General features: G+C 39.8%; 15 protein-coding genes. 11 read left to right on the top strand and 4 right to left on the bottom strand.

The genetic code is table 11. The features are described from left to right. Positions 1–10: 10 nt before the first annotated feature. Both K0R93_RS14705 and K0R93_RS14700 read left to right on the top strand, forming a co-directional pair. A complete protein-coding gene (locus K0R93_RS14705) occupies positions 11–1480 on the top strand; it encodes a DUF7922 domain-containing protein (RefSeq protein ID WP_300302784.1) in 1470 nt (489 codons plus the stop codon). An 86-nt stretch (positions 1481–1566) separates the two neighbouring features. Beyond that, the gene (locus K0R93_RS14700) at positions 1567–2571 is read left to right on the top strand and encodes a M14 family zinc carboxypeptidase (protein WP_300302782.1); all 1005 of its coding nucleotides are present in this window, start codon (positions 1567–1569) and stop codon (positions 2569–2571) included. Positions 2572–2594: 23 nt separating this feature from the next. Here K0R93_RS14700 and K0R93_RS14695 read toward each other — a convergent pair whose 3' ends face one another. Then, a complete protein-coding gene (locus K0R93_RS14695) occupies positions 2595–3032 on the bottom strand; it encodes a rhodanese-like domain-containing protein (RefSeq protein ID WP_300302780.1) in 438 nt (145 codons plus the stop codon). 180 nt (positions 3033–3212) lie between these two features. On the opposite strand from K0R93_RS14695, the gene K0R93_RS14690 reads away from it, so the two are divergent. From K0R93_RS14690 to K0R93_RS14670, 5 genes are all read left to right on the top strand, one after another. Then, the gene (locus K0R93_RS14690) at positions 3213–3584 is read left to right on the top strand and encodes a hypothetical protein (RefSeq protein WP_300302778.1); all 372 of its coding nucleotides are present in this window, start codon (positions 3213–3215) and stop codon (positions 3582–3584) included. A 379-nt stretch (positions 3585–3963) separates the two neighbouring features. Beyond that, the gene (locus tag K0R93_RS14685) at positions 3964–5616 is read left to right on the top strand and encodes an FAD-dependent oxidoreductase (protein ID WP_300302776.1); all 1653 of its coding nucleotides are present in this window, start codon (positions 3964–3966) and stop codon (positions 5614–5616) included. 26 nt (positions 5617–5642) lie between these two features. Beyond that, positions 5643–5867 (top strand): sulfurtransferase TusA family protein, encoded by a 225-nt coding sequence (locus K0R93_RS14680; protein ID WP_300302774.1) that lies wholly within the window; start codon positions 5643–5645, stop codon positions 5865–5867. Between the two features lie 11 nt (positions 5868–5878). Next, the gene (locus tag K0R93_RS14675; protein WP_300302772.1) at positions 5879–6352 is read left to right on the top strand and encodes a DsrE/DsrF/DrsH-like family protein; all 474 of its coding nucleotides are present in this window, start codon (positions 5879–5881) and stop codon (positions 6350–6352) included. Positions 6353–6435: 83 nt separating this feature from the next. Continuing rightward, complete coding sequence (locus tag K0R93_RS14670; RefSeq protein ID WP_300302770.1) at positions 6436–6708, top strand: metal-sensitive transcriptional regulator; 273 nt, start codon at positions 6436–6438, stop codon at positions 6706–6708. 4 nt (positions 6709–6712) lie between these two features. Here the strand turns inward: K0R93_RS14670 and K0R93_RS14665 are convergent, their stop codons facing one another. Beyond that, entirely contained in the window at positions 6713–7177 is a 465-nt protein-coding gene (locus K0R93_RS14665) for a DUF3189 family protein (protein ID WP_300302768.1), read from the bottom strand. 255 nt (positions 7178–7432) lie between these two features. Between K0R93_RS14665 and K0R93_RS14660 the strand changes: the two genes are divergently transcribed. Beyond that, complete coding sequence (locus tag K0R93_RS14660) at positions 7433–8617, top strand: SpoVR family protein (protein ID WP_300302766.1); 1185 nt, start codon at positions 7433–7435, stop codon at positions 8615–8617. A 46-nt stretch (positions 8618–8663) separates the two neighbouring features. Here K0R93_RS14660 and K0R93_RS14655 read toward each other — a convergent pair whose 3' ends face one another. Next, positions 8664–8834, bottom strand: a complete 171-nt coding sequence (locus tag K0R93_RS14655; RefSeq protein WP_300302764.1) for a hypothetical protein — start codon at positions 8832–8834, stop codon at positions 8664–8666. Between the two features lie 332 nt (positions 8835–9166). Here K0R93_RS14655 and K0R93_RS14650 point away from each other — a divergent pair, with 332 nt between their 5' ends. Together K0R93_RS14650 and K0R93_RS14645 are read left to right on the top strand one after the other, a co-directional pair. After that, positions 9167–10732 (top strand): AbgT family transporter, encoded by a 1566-nt coding sequence (locus tag K0R93_RS14650; RefSeq protein WP_300302762.1) that lies wholly within the window; start codon positions 9167–9169, stop codon positions 10730–10732. Positions 10733–10845: 113 nt separating this feature from the next. Beyond that, entirely contained in the window at positions 10846–11958 is a 1113-nt protein-coding gene (locus K0R93_RS14645; protein WP_300302760.1) for a M20/M25/M40 family metallo-hydrolase, read from the top strand. Positions 11959–12137: 179 nt separating this feature from the next. Here the strand turns inward: K0R93_RS14645 and K0R93_RS14640 are convergent, their stop codons facing one another. Then, positions 12138–14051 (bottom strand): sensor histidine kinase, encoded by a 1914-nt coding sequence (locus K0R93_RS14640; protein WP_300302758.1) that lies wholly within the window; start codon positions 14049–14051, stop codon positions 12138–12140. A gap of 317 nt (positions 14052–14368) precedes the next feature. On the opposite strand from K0R93_RS14640, the gene K0R93_RS14635 reads away from it, so the two are divergent. Beyond that, a complete protein-coding gene (locus tag K0R93_RS14635) occupies positions 14369–15838 on the top strand; it encodes an aminotransferase class I/II-fold pyridoxal phosphate-dependent enzyme (protein ID WP_300302756.1) in 1470 nt (489 codons plus the stop codon). Positions 15839–16039: the final 201 nt, after the last annotated feature.

Raw genomic sequence — 16039 nt, 5'->3', positions numbered from 1 at the left:
GGAGTGAGCTATGGATTATAACCGTTATCGAAGATATTTTATTATTTTAGACAATGAAGAAAATGGTTTTGATAATAAACAAGGGAAAAATCCTAAAGGATATACAAAAATAGAGATAAAAAACGGCAAAGGGGTACTTAGTCATTATATACAAAATCTAAAATACTTTAAAAACGCAGAATACATCTACCGAGGATATTTGATTGGCACCAAGGAAGGCCAAGAAGCGTTCGTGGACAATGGCGCATTTGTTATTGATGAAAGTGGCAAGGGTGAGGTCACCTGGCGCTTTGATCCTGCCAATGTGGATGGAAAGGGCCATAACATCGATGTATTTAATGTGATTGCGGTTGTGGCAGAGGCTGCAGAAAAACATCACCGTGGAGAAGTGGCAGCACCTTTGGTAGGATTTATCAACAAAGAGCGGGCATCATGGAAGCATATCTTATCAAGCAGTTGGAGTAGAAAGGAAAAATCTGAGGAAGAAAAGGAACTAGATGTAAAATATGAGAAAAAGTATGAGAAGATAAAAGAAATTTTAAAAGATGTTCAAAAAGAAGTACCTGAAGAGACCATAGAGATTGTAGAAAGTGATAAGACGACTGAAGATAAACATGAAGAACTGGAGATTGAAATCAATATTGAATTGGAAGAAGAAGAGGTTCCTGCACCGGCTGTGGAAGGAAAAGTTATTGAGGAAATAGAAGAAGCTGTTGAAGAAGTAAAAGAGGCAAAAGAAGAAATTGTTGAAGAGGTGAAAAAAGAAGCTGTTGAGGAAATAAAAGAGGAAATAAAAGAAGAAATAAAAGAAGAAGTAAAAGAAGAAGTAGAGGAAGAGATGCAAGAGAAGGCTCCTGCCCAGGTCCCTGAGGAAGCTGCAGCATCCCAGCCTGAAGCAATGAAGAAAGAAGCTGCACCGAAAAAACCAGAGGAGATTTATTATCAAGATGTAGTTTATGATCCTATGAAGCATTATCCTCAAAATACAACCCATAGCTACTATAACAATTATTTCAAAATGGTTTGTGACTACGTAGATAATATTTTAAAATATCATAAGAAAGTTGAACCATTTGAGAAAAATATGGATAGATGTCAATGGTGGAAGGTGGATTATGATCAGCAAACATTATATAGATCCTTCCTGCCATTCTATGGTTATGTGAATAATATGTATGGCTACTATCCACACATGAACTACATGGCAGGATATCCTGATCTGATGTATAAATATCAGCACTATATTTTTGGTAAGCAATGCGATGAAAAAGGGGAGCCGATATTTTATTTATATGGAATGCCCGGCAGATATTTGGCTTCAGAGCAACCCTATGAGGGAATGACTGGGTTCGTCTATTGGCATCCTATCGAAGACAGAGAACCTCAAAAAGGTGACTACGGCTATTGGATTCTCCACGTTGATGCCAAGACTGGAAGTATCGTCATGCCTTTAAAACCAACACCACCACCAAACTATTAAAGATGATGGCACACCCTTGGGTGTGCTATTTATTTTTAATAAAAACAGGTTATGGCTACATATAATAGGCAGTAGAGGTGATTTGTTTGAAAAGATGGGTTGCAGCTGCTATTATTATTGCATTGCTGTGTTTAGAAGGGTGTACACCATATAAAATCTCCCAAAAGAAAGCATATAGAAATGAAATTGTTCACACAGAAGTAGATTATGACTATGAGCAGCTGAAAGAGGATCTGTTCAAACTGAAAGAGGCCCATCCTGAGAAACTTCAGGTAGATACGATAGGTGTCTCTGTAGAAGGAAGAGAAATTTATGCAGCCCGCATAGGAAATGGGGAGAAGAAGCTGGTGGTTATAGGCGGTGTCCATGCCAGAGAATGGATGACCAGCTATTTGCTGATGAGCCTGATAGAGGTATATTTAAATCATGACAAAGAAGGAAAAAAGCTAAAAGGCTATCCTATTTATCAGCTATTAGAAGAAGCCTCAGTTAGTTTTATACCTATGATGAATCCCGATGGAATTGATCTGGTGCTAAATGGTATTGGGAACAGAAACCTCGAATTATTGGGAGCGATGAACGAAGGAGAAGAGGATTTTTCTCGATGGAAGGCCAATATCGCAGGTGTAGATTTGAATCGACAGTTTCCAGCAGATTGGGAGGAAACAGAGAGCAAGGAAGGGCCCTCCTTTGAAAATTATAAAGGGACTTTCCCTTTGGATCAACCTGAAAGCCAGGCAGTGGCCAATTATACCCTAAAGGAGAAACCTGAGATGGCCGTAGCCTATCATTTAAGCGGTTCTGTAATTTTTTGGTACTATAACCAAAAGGATCAGGCTTATAAAAGAGATCTAAAGATTGGTAAAAAGATTGGAAGGATTACAAGGTATAAGCTGGTTGAGAAGGAAGACAGCGAGGGTATTGCAGCAGGATATAAGGACTGGTTTGTAAAGGTGTTCGAGAAGCCAGGGTACACCATAGAAATTGGAGATCAGCGCTATGATCAGATTGGTGCAGATGAGGGTTATCGTTTTATTGAGGAAAATCAAGAAGTAGTGCCTTATTTGATGAGAGAGATAAGAAAAAAATGAGACTGGAATCCAGTCTCATTTTATTACTCAATTTCATAGGGCCATTGTTCTATGCCGCCCGTTAGCATATAGATTCTCGCAAATCCATTGTTTCCTAGGTATTGAGCGACCTTTGCACTGTCTCGGTCATCTTCACCGTAGAGCATATAGATCTGCTCACGATCAAAATCAGACAGGCTCTTCTTTAGTTCCCGAAAAGTCATGAGGGTGGCTTGAGGAAGATGGCCTTGGTCATACTCTTTTTCATTGCGAACGTCTAATATGACCACATCTTGATTTTTTTCTATGAGTATTTTCGCCTGCTCGGGAGAAATCTTTTTGTAGGCGTACTTTATGGTTTCTGAAAACGTTTCGTCTGAACCTGACATTGTTACCATAATTGCAATACCAATGATTACTGCCAGGAGTATACCTAGAGCCACATACAGAGTTCGTTTCTTAAAGATCAATACTTTTAACATGTAGATATCACCTCACTACCTTGTCTCGTAATAATAATATATTTGAGGTTTGGCGGTTTTATTACTGAAATTTCATGAACAAATTGATGAGATGCTTTTGTTCTTCATTGGAACCAATAGAAATTTCCTTCATATGATGAAAATAGGTGAGAAACCTAGCTAAAATAAGGGGGAATAAGCATGTATCCATATTATGATTATCTAACCTATTGTGAGTTAGAAGCAGAAAAAATGTATCCAGAAATCTATCATAGGGTATATCCTCACATCAATCGCATCTGTGAGAGAGAAGATCATCCCTATAATCATATGATGCAGCCATTTCCTAAAAAAGAAATGGTAGATAAGATGGTAGATGAAGTCTACGAGCAAATCAAAGGCGATGAAATGTATAGATCGCCAGATGGTTATCCATATGGCCCTCAAAATCTTTTGAGAGGCTTGGTTGGAGCCTTATTGATCCGAGAACTTCTTGATAGAAGACGTTACCCCCGGAGAAGAAGACCTGGCTATCCAGGCCATTACCCAGGGTATCCAGGATACTATTATTAAAGAGTTTGTAGCGGGAACTTTCGTTCCCGCTACAACTAGTTTTTTGGCTGTATAGAAAAGTGAAGCACACGGAGTGTGTTTTTTTGTTGACTTTTTGCGAAGGAAGGAATAATATATAACTAGAAATACCCCCGCCCAGGGGGTAGGGAATGAATAAGAGGTGAGAGGGTTTGTTTGATCAAGATTCCATTATTTATGATGTGTTGGCAAAGCATTCCGAGGCAGAGAAAATCTTTAAGGAATTCGGCATTCGATGTTTTGGTTGAGGCGGAGCCCTTTATAAAAGCATAGGATATGCTTGCAAAAATTATCGTGTTGATGTAGATGCATTATTAGACCGATTGAATCAATTGGAAAAATAGTAATAGGAGGAATGGAAATGGGTCGAAAAGTACTGGTAATTGGCGCTGTAGCTGCGGGTACCAAGACTGCAGCCAAAATGAAAAGGGAAAATCCTAAGGCAGAGGTTGTGGTTGTAACCAAGGATGAGTACATCTCTTATGCAGGATGCGGGCTGCCTTATTATATTGGTGGTGTTATTGAAGAAAAGAAGGAATTGGTGGTAAAGACACCTGAAGATTTCAAGCTGTTGACGGGTATCGATGTTTTTACAAAGCATGAAGCGGTTGGTGTCGATAAAGCCTTAAAGCGTGTAGATGTGAAGGACTTATCCACGGGGGAGATGAAGCACTATACCTATGATGACCTTGTGATTGCCACAGGCGCATCCCCCTTTGTACCCCCTATTGAGGGCAGGGATCTAAAGGGAGTTTTTCCTGTAAGAACGGTAAATGATGCCCAGGCCATCCGTGAACTCGTGGATCAAGGTGCTGTAAAAAAAGCTGTAGTCATTGGCGGTGGTTTTATTGGATTAGAGGTTGCTGAAAACCTTCATGAAAAGGGGATTGAAGTAGCTATCGTAGAATTGGTACCCCATATCTTACCCCCATTTGATGAAGAGATGGCCCTTTATGCCCAAAACTATATGGTAGATCAGGGTGTCCGTATCTATACCAGTGAAAAAGTACTTTCCTTGACAGGTGAGGCAGATAACGTGAGAAAGGTAATCACAGATCAACGAGAAATTGAAGCAGACTTGGTAATTATGTCGGTGGGTGTGAGACCAAACAACCAGTTGGCCAAGGAAATTGGTTTGGCGTTAGGGCCCACGGGAGCCATACGGGTAAATGAGTACATGGAAACAAGCGAAAAAAACATTTACGCCGTGGGAGATTGTGCAGAAAATGTAAATCTCATCACAGGACAGCCCGCATGGTACCCTATGGGATCGACAGCAAATAAGATGGGTAGAATTGCAGGCATCAATTTGGCCAAAGGGGAAAAAGACAGTTTAAAAGGTGTGCTGGGTACAACCATCGTGAAGCTCTTTAAATTGAATGCTGGGAAAACAGGATTGTCAGAAAGAGACGCGGTTAAGGCTGGTTTTGAGGTGGAGACAGCATTGGTACCTGCCAATGACAGAGCCCATTATTACCCTGGCTATAGAGAGATCATTACAAAGCTCATTGTGGATAAAGCAAGTCATAAAATTCTAGGGGCTCAGGTGGTAGGAGAAGGGGTTGTGGATAAACCTATTGATATCATTGCAACGGCCATCACCTTTGGGGCAAAGGTAGAAGACTTAGAAAAGTTGGATCTAGCTTATGCGCCGCCGTTTTCCATGGCCATGTCATCTACGATCTTGGCAGCCAACGTACTAAGCAATAAGCTGACAGGAAGAGTAAAAGGAATTGGTCCTATTGAGATGAGAAACAGAGCGAAAGAGCTGCAAATAATCGATGTACGGGATGAAGGCTCCTTTATGATTGGTACAATTCCAGGTGCAGTAAATATCCCTTCTGGAGAATTATATATGAGGGCGGAAGAGCTAGATAAGAACAAAGAGACAGTTTTGGTATGTAAAATCGGTAAAAATGCCTATTTGGCATACTTGAAACTTAAGGAATTAGGCTTTGAGCAGCTTAGAATTCTTGAAGGCGGCATGAATGCCTATCCTTTCGAACGAGAATAGAAATGAAGAATGAGGAGGAAAAATAAATGGCAGATATTCATTTAAATTGTAAGGGCTTGCAGTGTCCCGGGCCTATTATGCAGGTATTCAAGGCTGCGAAGGAAGCTGTTGTTGGAGATGTAATTCATGTAAAAGTGACAGATAGAGGATTCACGAAAGATATTCAAGCTTGGTGCAAGAAAACAGGTCATGAATTGTTGGAGCTTGTGGATGGAGATACAGAAATACAAGCGAAAATCCTTAGAAAGTAAGGGGAGAAATTATGGGAGATAAGAAGACAATTATTGTATTCAGTGGTGACCTAGATAAGGTAATGGCCAGTTTAATCATTGCCAACGGTGCTGCAGCCATGGGTAGTGAAGTAACCATGTTCTTCACTTTCTGGGGATTAAATACCCTTAGAAAGGCTAAAAAAGTCAAGGTGAAAAAGGATTTCATGGAAAGCATGTTTGGATGGATGATGCCTAGAGGTGCAGAAAAATTAAGTCTATCCAAAATGAACTTTGGCGGCATGGGTACCCAAATGATGAAAAGTATTATGAAAAAGAAGAATGTAAACAGCCTGCCAGAGCTTATTGAAAGTGCTCAGATGATGGGGGTTAAGATGATTGCCTGTACCATGACCATGGATGTAATGGGCATCAAAGAAGAGGAACTCATTGATGGTGTAGAGCTAGCTGGTGTAGCCAGTTATCTTGGTGAAGCCGATGAGGCAAATGTGAATCTATTTATCTAAGAGAAAATATTGGATAATCCTTTCTATATAATTATTTTTATGGCACAATATAGATAATAGATCAATGAGGAAGGAAGTGCCATATGTCTAGGGAAAAGGCAAAGAGTGATGTAATCAATCGATTGAGAACCATAAAGGGACACATAGCTGGTATAGAGAAAATGGTGGAAGAGGATAAGTCTTGTGATGATATATTGCTCCAGATTGCAGCAATAAAGGCATCCATCCACAAGGTGGGCCTTGTGATTATGGAGGAGCATGCCAAAGAGTGTCTCATCAATGTAGACGAAGGAGAAATGATTCAAAAGGATAAAGTTGAGAAGGTATTAAATACCCTTGTAAAATTTATAAAGTAGCGCCTTATGGTGCTACTTTTAATTTTGTATTTTTTACGATAGATACAATTTTTGGATAAGCATTTAGAATACCGTGGGATAGCAGGAATCGCCCTATGTCAACGATACCCAGTTGTCTTGAACTCAAACTGCCAGCCTGTATCCATAGATTCATCGTCCTAGTGGTATCAATGCACAATATTTCGTTTGCATCCTTATCAATCATTTGAAAAACCGATGGTAAGGCATGGGTTATCAACTGGGAAGCATGGTGACAACCGATGGTATAGATTTGGTTTTCATATTCGTCCTTTCCGTGAAAGATCAGCCTGCCTAAATCTTTTTTCCCCAAATGATCAAAAAGAGGAACATTTAAAATATCCTGTTTGGAAGGTATTTTATCTAGGGGCAGCAAGTTTAAGTGAACTGCAGCCGCAATGACAGAAGAATGGGTTCCTCTGGGATCATGATACACCACATACAAAAACATCACCCACCTCAATAGAGTTTATTGAAAAATGAATGATATTAGTTTTTACTATCTTTCTAAAAGTATACCTTTTTAAGCCATCCACATACCTATTCGAAATAAAATGCACATCATTATGAGCCATTGGGCATATAGATGTATATTATATTAATAATAAATTGGTAGAACATGGTGCAATATCCAATAGAAAGGATGATCGTACAAATATTGCACATACAAATAGGCGGAACACTTGAATGGGCTTAGGAGGGAAATATGGAAAAGGACAAAATGGATTATTTTATGAAGTGGAAGGAACCCATTGCATCGGCTGCTTTAAGTTTTGGGCTAGAACCTGATTCTCAGGAAGTATATGTACTAAATGAAGAGGATTTTGCCGTACATCGACTGCATTATGGATTACCTTTGCAGCTGCCGCGGTGGAGGTTCAGTAAAAAGCAGCAGCCATTTAATCTTTTGGATCATAGAGGATTGTTTTATAGGATGGCCATCAACGTGCACCCAAACATTGCATATCTATTGGATAAAAGCAGTCTTGAGGAGAAGATATTTGCTTTGATCCATCTCCATATCTATAGTGATTTTGTAAAGCACAATCGGATATTGCACAAAATTTATCAAGAGCAAGAAGGTCTTGAACATTTTCAAAGAAATCAAGAATATATTGCAGAGGCCATGGGGAAGGAGAGATTAGAAAACAAAGAAGTAAAAAAATTTCTTGAAAGCGCTCATATGGTTAGATTTCAGGAAGATCATCTTCTTGACTTTATGATGAACCGAGAAAAGATGGAAGAATGGCAGCGAGAGCTAATGAATATTGTAACAGTTGAAACAGCATATTTTATACCTCATCTGGAAACCATGGTCATGTATGAAGGCTGGGCAGGCTTTTGGTATGAAAAAATCTTAGATCGTTTAGAGCTGCCGAAAGAAATTCGAGAAGCATGTTTAAGGCTTCAGGGACTCGTTTTTTATGATGGAGCAGGCTACATCAGTATAGAACGATTGGGAACCATGATTTTCAAGAGAATTCAAAAAGAATATGGAGACACCAAGATTTTTGATGTGCGACAAAGAGAGACAGATAGAACCTTTATTGAAAAATACTTGGATCAACCAGTATATGAAGAATTGAGCAAGATCTGCGGTTTTGCAAAGGATGATTTAGAGAAACATAAAAAGCACCTATTAAACCTAATGGGAAAAGAGAGAATACCTGTAATACAAATAAAAGAGGTACGACCACAGGATGGCACCCTCTTCATAGAACATGTCTTTGATGGCAGGGAACTGCAACAGGAATATGTATTTGAACTGTTAAAAGCCCTGGTAAATCTCTGGGGGAACAAGGTGATTTTGAAAACCAACTTTAATGGAGTTAATAAATTGGTTCTTTGCGATGAACACCAGACTCTGGCTATAAAGACAGAAGGGAAATAGAATAAAAGAATGGATGCTGCCAGCAGCATCCATTCTTTTATTCTATTTAAAGGATAATATAATACTTTCCAAACAAAATCACTATCAGAAGAAAGAAGAACAAGAAGCTTGTAGGATGCTGGCTGCAATAGGGTGTATCTTTAAGTAATAGAATCAACAGTAGAAAGAAAAACAAAAGGCTGTCTCGAGAGACTTTGGCTGAACCTAAACTAGCCATAACTGTATGCACCTCCCTCTATCCCATAGTATTCCTTTGGGAACCTAAAGGTACCAGAGAAGATCCAGTGTATAACATAATAGGAAAAATACTGGAATAGTATTTATATTTTTTTAACATTTAGCTTGAGCCTATTACGGAAATGTAAAACACAAGCTAGGGGGGAGTGTGGTATCATCTATAACATAGGCTTATGGAGAGTTATAATTATTACTAATGGGAAACGTTTTCCCAAGAGCACTTATCTATATTTGTCTACCATAGCCATACATGGACGTAATTTGTCCGGCGATGTAATCATGAACAAATAATAAACAGAGGAGGAAGAAGAAATGGCAGATGTAAAACAAGTAACACCATCAAGAAAAAAAGGCTTGTTTGCGAAGTTTCTTGACATGGTTGAAGTAGTAGGAAACAAGCTACCACACCCAGTAACAATCTTCGTATTATTCAGTGTGATCGTAGCCATCGTTTCAGCAATTACGGCAAAAGCGGGGCTAAGCGTTACGTTTACAACCTATGACAAAGCTGAAGGTATTATTGAGAAAACTGTTACAGCCGTAAGCTTGTTAAATGCCGATGGTATTCGTTACATGTTCTCAAAAGCAGTTGCTAACTTCACAGGTTTTGCACCGTTAGGTACAGTGCTTGTGGCAATGCTAGGGGTTGGGGTAGCTGAAGGTACAGGCCTAATCCAAGCATTATTAAGAAAGTTAGTATTAAGTACACCGAAGAGATTAATCACAGCGGTGGTTGTATTTGCAGGAGTTATGTCTAACGTAGCTTCTGATGCAGGATATGTTGTATTGGTTCCGCTTGGTGCCATCGTATTCTTAAGCTTTGGACGTCATCCATTGGCAGGTCTTGCAGCGGCGTTTGCAGGGGTATCTGGTGGATTCAGTGCCAACTTGTTGATTGGTACAGTAGACCCATTATTGGGAGGTATCAGTACTGAAGCAGCAAAAATGCTTGATCCTGGATATCTAGTATCTCCTGCAGCAAACTGGTATTTCATGATGGTATCTACCTTCTTAATTACGATCGTAGGTACTTGGATCACTGAAAAAATTGTTGAGCCAAGACTTGGTGAATACAAAGGTGATGAAAAAGTAGATCTTCATGATTTAACGGCAGCAGAGAAGAAAGGGTTAAGTGCTGCATTGATTTCTTTCGTGCTATTCATCGCAGCAATTGCATTGATGGTAGTACCTGCTAACGGAATCTTAAGAAATCCAGCAGATGGTACAATCATGGGACATTCACCATTTATGGATGGTCTTGTACCAATCATTATGTTATTCTTCCTAGTTCCTGGTATTGCTTACGGTATCTTTGCAGGAACAATTAAAAATGATAAAGATGTTGCAAGCTCCATGGGTAAAGCTATGGCTTCCATGGGCGGATACCTAGTATTGGCATTCGTAGCAGCACAGTTCGTAGCATACTTCTCATACACAAACCTTGGTACGATTTTAGCAGTTAAGGGAGCTGACTTCTTACGATCAACGGGTATGACAGGCTTCCCACTAATCATTGGATTTATCTTAGTGTCAGCGTTCATTAACCTATTTATCGGTTCTGCTTCAGCGAAGTGGGCGATCATGGCACCAATCTTCGTGCCAATGTTAATGCGTCTAGGATATTCACCAGAGTTTACCCAGGTAGCATACAGAATTGGTGACTCTACAACAAACATTATCTCACCGTTGATGTCCTACTTTGCAGTAATCATTGCCTTCGCTCAGAAATATGATAAAGAGACAGGTATCGGTACATTGATTTCTACAATGGTACCTTACTCCATGGTATTCTTACTAGGATGGACAATACTACTTGTGATTTGGACAGTATTAGGTTTACCATTAGGACCTGGCGCAGGAATGTATTTACCAATGTAGTAACATGAAAGGCACCTTTTGGTGCCTTTTCTTCTATTATTTGTGTATGAAATGCAGGGAAATATGAAAGATTAGAGAATAGAAAAAATATCTAGAAAAACGGAGGGAAAAAGATGATCAACAGAGAGAGAATCGTTAATGAGTTTCTAAAGTATGTTCAGATTGACAGCCCCACAAAGCAGGAAGGCAATTTTGCAAAGTTCATCAGCGAGGAACTGAAAGCTCTAGGCCTAGAGGTATACATAGATGACGCTGGTGAGAAAGTAGGTTCCAATACAGGAAATGTTATTGGTAAATTAAAAGGCACCAAGGAAGCAGAGCCTATTCTTTTTAGCTGTCATATGGATACCGTATCTCCTGGAGTAGGGATTAAACCTATCATCAAGGATGATGTAATCTACAGTGATGGAACCACAATTCTTGGTGGAGACAACAAGGCTGGGATTGCGGCAGTGGTGGAAGCATTGAAAGTAATCAAAGAAAACAATATAGACCATGGTCCTATTGAAGTGGCTTTTAGCATCTTTGAAGAAGGTGGTTTGTTTGGGGCTAAAAACTTTGATTATAGCAAACTCGCATCAAAGATGGGCTTTGTGCTAGACAGCGGTGGAGATCCAGGACAAATCGTCGTAAAGGGTCCTGCCCAAGACAAGATTAATGCAAAGATTATCGGTAGATCTGCCCATGCCGGGGTAGCACCAGAGGAAGGTATCAGTGCCATTCAAGTAGCTGCAGCTGCTATTACAAAGATGAGCCTATTAAGAATCGATGAAGAAACCACAGCCAATATAGGTGTGATTCAAGGGGGACAGGTAACTAATATCGTTTGTCCTGAAGTGGAAATAAAGGCAGAAGCAAGAAGCTTAAGCAATGAGAAGCTTGACAAGCAGACGGCCCATATGGTGGAATGCCTAAAACAAGCAGCTGAGGAGTTCGGAGCAAAGGTAGAAATCGAAACGGAAAGAATGTATGGTGCTTTTGTTATCGAAGAGGATGCTGAAATTGTCCATGTGGTGCGAAAAGCATGCGACAGCTTAGGATTAAAAGCATTTACCGATTCAACAGGAGGCGGCAGTGATACAAACATCCTTAACGGTAATGGGATCACTTCAGTAAACCTAGGAATCGGAGAGAAGAAACCTCATACATTAGAAGAACATTTAAAAATCGAAGACTTAGTAAACACAGCAAGATTGGTATTAGAAATCATCAAAACCGTCGCATAATAAAATCCCTCCAGGATCATTTAGCCCTGGAGGGATTTCTACATTAGCAATAGAATAAATTAATCCTTAGAGCAACGGAACGACAGGGGCGTCGTTCCCTACAAGATGCTATCTCTAGGGAATTAGAGTATCCATCTGAATCTGCTCTAACCCGGGACACCGCGAACCGTGTACCGGCATTACGAATAAATATCAGAAAACTCTATACGAATTTTTTCTACTTTAGAAGAATCAAAGTCTGTATGCATAGTCGTACTGGCTGTTTCACCTTGGATACGATCTCCAGGGAGAGTCACTATAAATTGGCTGCCTATGCCCTCTTTACTGTCCACAAGAATTTTTCCCTTATGCATCTCTACAAAGGATTTCACCAAAGATAAACCGATGCCGCTGCCTTCATGGGTCCTATTTAAGAGAGGGTTGGCTTGACGGAACCTTTCAAAAATAATCTTTTGTTTATCTATAGGAATTCCCCTGCCAGTATCTGCGACGGTTATTTGCACATCCCTTTCTTGGGCTAAGATGTTTACCATGATTCTGCCCCCAGGCTGTGTATGCTTCACAGCATTGGATAAAAGGTTTAGCATAATTCGTTCAATCTTATCTGCATCACAGGCGATAATTTTTTCTTCCATATCGGTATCAAACTCTAAAGTAATTCCTTTGCTTTCTATGAATCCGGCAACGGAAAGGGTGATATCCTCGACGATTGCAACAATATTTTGGTTTTCGAATTGAACTTTCATAAAGCCCGTATCTACCCGGGTGATATCGATTAGATTGTTGATAAGCCGAAGAAGACGAAAACAATTTTGTTTTATTATATTAAGGTCTCTGCTTATACCCATACAGTTTTGGTCAGGACCGTTTCCTTGCTTGGTATAGATAAGCTGAAGGGCGCCAAGGATTACATTTAACGGGGTCTTGAATTCATGGGAAATATTAGAAAAAAATTCAGTTTTTAGGGCATCATATTCTAAGGTTTCTTTTAGCAGCTTTTGATTTTGATTCATGATATTTTTCAGTTGAGCCTCCGCCCTTTTTCGTTCCGTAATATCCCTGGAGATGGAAAGCACTACCCGTTCACCATTCAGGGTAAAAAAGTGGGCGCTGCTCTCATAGGGAATCTGCTGACCATGTTTTGTGACCAGAACAGTTTCAAAGGTGATATGATCATGATGCAGTAATTTCTTTAGGGTTTCCTGACCCTCTGGTACTTGGTTTGGGGAGGTTATATCACAGGGCGTCATGGCTAAGAGCTCATTTCGATGATAGCCTAATCGCTGGCAGGCAATGTCATTGACTTCAATATATTTGCCAGGGGTTCCATCCTCAGGAAATTGATACAGGAATATTAGATCGTTGGCATTATGAAACAACTTACGAAATTTTTTTTCATTTTTTGTGATAGCTTCCTCTGCTAATTTTCGAATATTAATATTGATAATTGTGCCAATTAATTTGGCAGGCAGACCTTGTTGGTCATACAATGCTTGGACGCGTACCATAAACCACTGATAATTATCTGCTCCTGTTTTTATACGGAGCTCCGTTTCATAAGAAGGAAGGTTTTTTTGAAGGCAATCAGACAATTCTTTTTGAAACCACCTATAATCATCGGGATGAAATAAGCTTCTTGCTATTTCCGATGTACAAAGGAATTCTTGATTATTATATCCAATGGATTCCTTACATTTGGAAGAGATATAGGCCTCATGGGTATTTAGATCATACTGCCATAATCCATCGGTCAAATTCTCAATGATGATCTCACCTTGCTGGGTACGGAGGGTGACCATATTCTTTAGCTTACTGAGGAGATGAAGCTCTCTACGCAGCAGAAAAAAGAGAATCATTCCTGTACCTAAAACGGACAATACACTGGCTAAGGTATGAAGATATTGTATTTGTTGGATTTCAAGGTCAGTTCCCCAGAAGAACATACCTTTTAGAAAAACCCAAAGTAGTCCGAAGAATATATAGGCAAAGGTAATTTTAAGGGCGATGATCTTCTCAGCTGGAAAGACAAGATCATTAAAGTTTAAAAATCTAATTTTTCTTTCATTATTTTCTTTGGCAACATTTTTTGACACAGTGAAATTCCCCCAGATATATTTATATCGTAGATTTACACACCAATTTTACCAATTTCTACATAACATTCCATATTCCTTCCATGGAGAAAAGATTTCTTTCGTTAGGCGAAAAATATGTAGAAAAATCGGGGTGTTTCTTTTTGGTGGGAAATGGGTAGAATACATGTAAATGCCTTGTATATAGAGGCATTATATTTAAAAAAACTATTGCATTTTTTACGAAAATATATTTTAATATATCTATTGGCATCTGAGCATACAGACATATTGGATAATTATACAAGCAGTATTTGTGTAGGAAGGGCGTGATAGATTTGAAAAAGCTTGATCAAAACAGGGCTCCTCTTTTTGAGGCAATGGTGGATTATCACAAAAAAGATGTAGTCCCCTTTGATGTGCCTGGGCACAAGCATGGTGTTGGAATACCAGAGATGGCAAAATATTTTGGCTCTACGATGCTGGAGTTGGATGTAAATGCCATGAAGTGTTTGGACAATATCTGTAATCCTATTGGTGTGATTAAAGATGCAGAGGAATTGGCAGCAGATGCCTATTATGCAGATCACTCCTTTTTTCTTGTAAATGGTACGACAGCAGGGGTACAGGCCATGATTATGAGTGTTTGTGAACCGGGAGACAAGATAATCCTTCCTCGAAATGCTCATAAATCAGCGGTAACATCATTGATTTTAAGTGGTGCAATTCCCATATATATTCAGCCAGAAGTGAATGAGGACCTAGGGATCGCCATGGGTATAAGTGTGGAGAGTGTAGAACAGGCCATGGGAAGACATCCCGATGCTAAGGCAATATTTATTGTGAATCCAACCTATTACGGGGCAATCTCTGATATTAAATCCATCGTAAAAATAGCCCATCGAAATGGTATGGCTGTTTTGGTAGATGAGGCCCACGGTGCCCATATGAATTTTCATCCGGAATTACCTCCAGATGCTATCGAGTTGGGAGCAGACATGTGTGCGGTGAGTACCCATAAGACGGGGGGATCTTTAACTCAAAGTTCTTTGCTGCTGCTTCGAGAGGGTATCGTAGATGCGAAGACAGTCAAGACTACATTGAACCTGACCCAGACAACCAGTGCTTCCTATCTGCTGATGGCCAGTGTAGACCTGGCTAGAAAGCAGTTGGCTACCAAGGGTGAAGAGATGCTTACAGAGGTTTTAAGATTAAGCCGCTGGGCAAGGGATGAGATTAATAAGATTGACGGACTCTATGCATTCGGAAAAGAATTGATTGGTACACCAGGGGTTCATCATTTTGATGAAACAAAGCTAGGCGTAAACGTTAGAAATATAGGCCTCACAGGCTTTGAAGTCTATGATATCTTAAGGGATGAGTACAACATTCAGACTGAGCTTGGGGACATGTATAATATTCTAGCGATTATCAGTCTTGGCGATACCCAGAAAGCTTTAAGTGCCCTTGTAGATGCATTAAAGGATATTGCAGTTAAGTATCGTAGGGACGAAGAAGTGAAGCTGACGAAGGGTGCTTTGGAAAATCCTGATATCATTGTTTCTCCGAGAGATGCTTACTATAGTGAGAAACGCAGTGTCAAGTTAGAGGACGCTGTGGGAGAAATCAGTGGGGAGTCTATCATGGCATATCCTCCGGGCATTCCAGTGGTGACACCGGGAGAGAGAATCAGCAAGGAGATCATTGAGTATATTAAGGTTCTGAAAGAAGAAGAAAGCTTGCTTCAGGGAACAGAAGATCCATATGTAGACTACATTAGGGTGTTAGGAATAAATGGTAGAAGATAATAACAGCCTCCATATCGTACGATATGGAGGCTGTTGCTTGAAGTGGAAAAACAGTATTTGAAAATTGACGACAAATCGTTTGCGGAAACGCAGGAAGAATCTATAGGGTTGTAGGACAACGTAATAAGGTAATTTGATAGAAAATGGTGATTTTCCGGGATTTGAATAATGAAGATGGACATTGTATACTTATATACATTG

Origin of the sequence: Anaerosolibacter sp. (assembly GCF_029240175.1) — a bacterium.
In the GTDB taxonomy this organism is placed as follows: domain Bacteria; phylum Bacillota; class Clostridia; order Peptostreptococcales; family Thermotaleaceae; genus Anaerosolibacter.
The sequence above is the reverse complement of the archived record's forward strand: the minus strand, read 5'-3'. Positions and strand labels throughout refer to the sequence as shown.

Bases quoted from the DNA above. Each gene is read 5' to 3' on its own strand.
- K0R93_RS14655 (WP_300302764.1), bottom strand. From the start codon at position 8,834: ATGGCTAGTTTAGGTTCAGCCAAAGTCTCTCGAGACAGCCTTTTGTTT.
- K0R93_RS14685 (WP_300302776.1), top strand. From the start codon at position 3,964: ATGGGTCGAAAAGTACTGGTAATTGGCGCTGTAGCTGCGGGTACCAAG.
- K0R93_RS14670 (WP_300302770.1), top strand. From the start codon at position 6,436: ATGTCTAGGGAAAAGGCAAAGAGTGATGTAATCAATCGATTGAGAACC.
- K0R93_RS14645 (WP_300302760.1), top strand. From the start codon at position 10,846: ATGATCAACAGAGAGAGAATCGTTAATGAGTTTCTAAAGTATGTTCAG.
- K0R93_RS14665 (WP_300302768.1), bottom strand. From the start codon at position 7,177: ATGTTTTTGTATGTGGTGTATCATGATCCCAGAGGAACCCATTCTTCT.
- K0R93_RS14675 (WP_300302772.1), top strand. From the start codon at position 5,879: ATGGGAGATAAGAAGACAATTATTGTATTCAGTGGTGACCTAGATAAG.
- K0R93_RS14695 (WP_300302780.1), bottom strand. From the start codon at position 3,032: ATGTTAAAAGTATTGATCTTTAAGAAACGAACTCTGTATGTGGCTCTA.
- K0R93_RS14650 (WP_300302762.1), top strand. From the start codon at position 9,167: ATGGCAGATGTAAAACAAGTAACACCATCAAGAAAAAAAGGCTTGTTT.
- K0R93_RS14690 (WP_300302778.1), top strand. From the start codon at position 3,213: ATGTATCCATATTATGATTATCTAACCTATTGTGAGTTAGAAGCAGAA.
- K0R93_RS14680 (WP_300302774.1), top strand. From the start codon at position 5,643: ATGGCAGATATTCATTTAAATTGTAAGGGCTTGCAGTGTCCCGGGCCT.
- K0R93_RS14660 (WP_300302766.1), top strand. From the start codon at position 7,433: ATGGAAAAGGACAAAATGGATTATTTTATGAAGTGGAAGGAACCCATT.
- K0R93_RS14705 (WP_300302784.1), top strand. From the start codon at position 11: ATGGATTATAACCGTTATCGAAGATATTTTATTATTTTAGACAATGAA.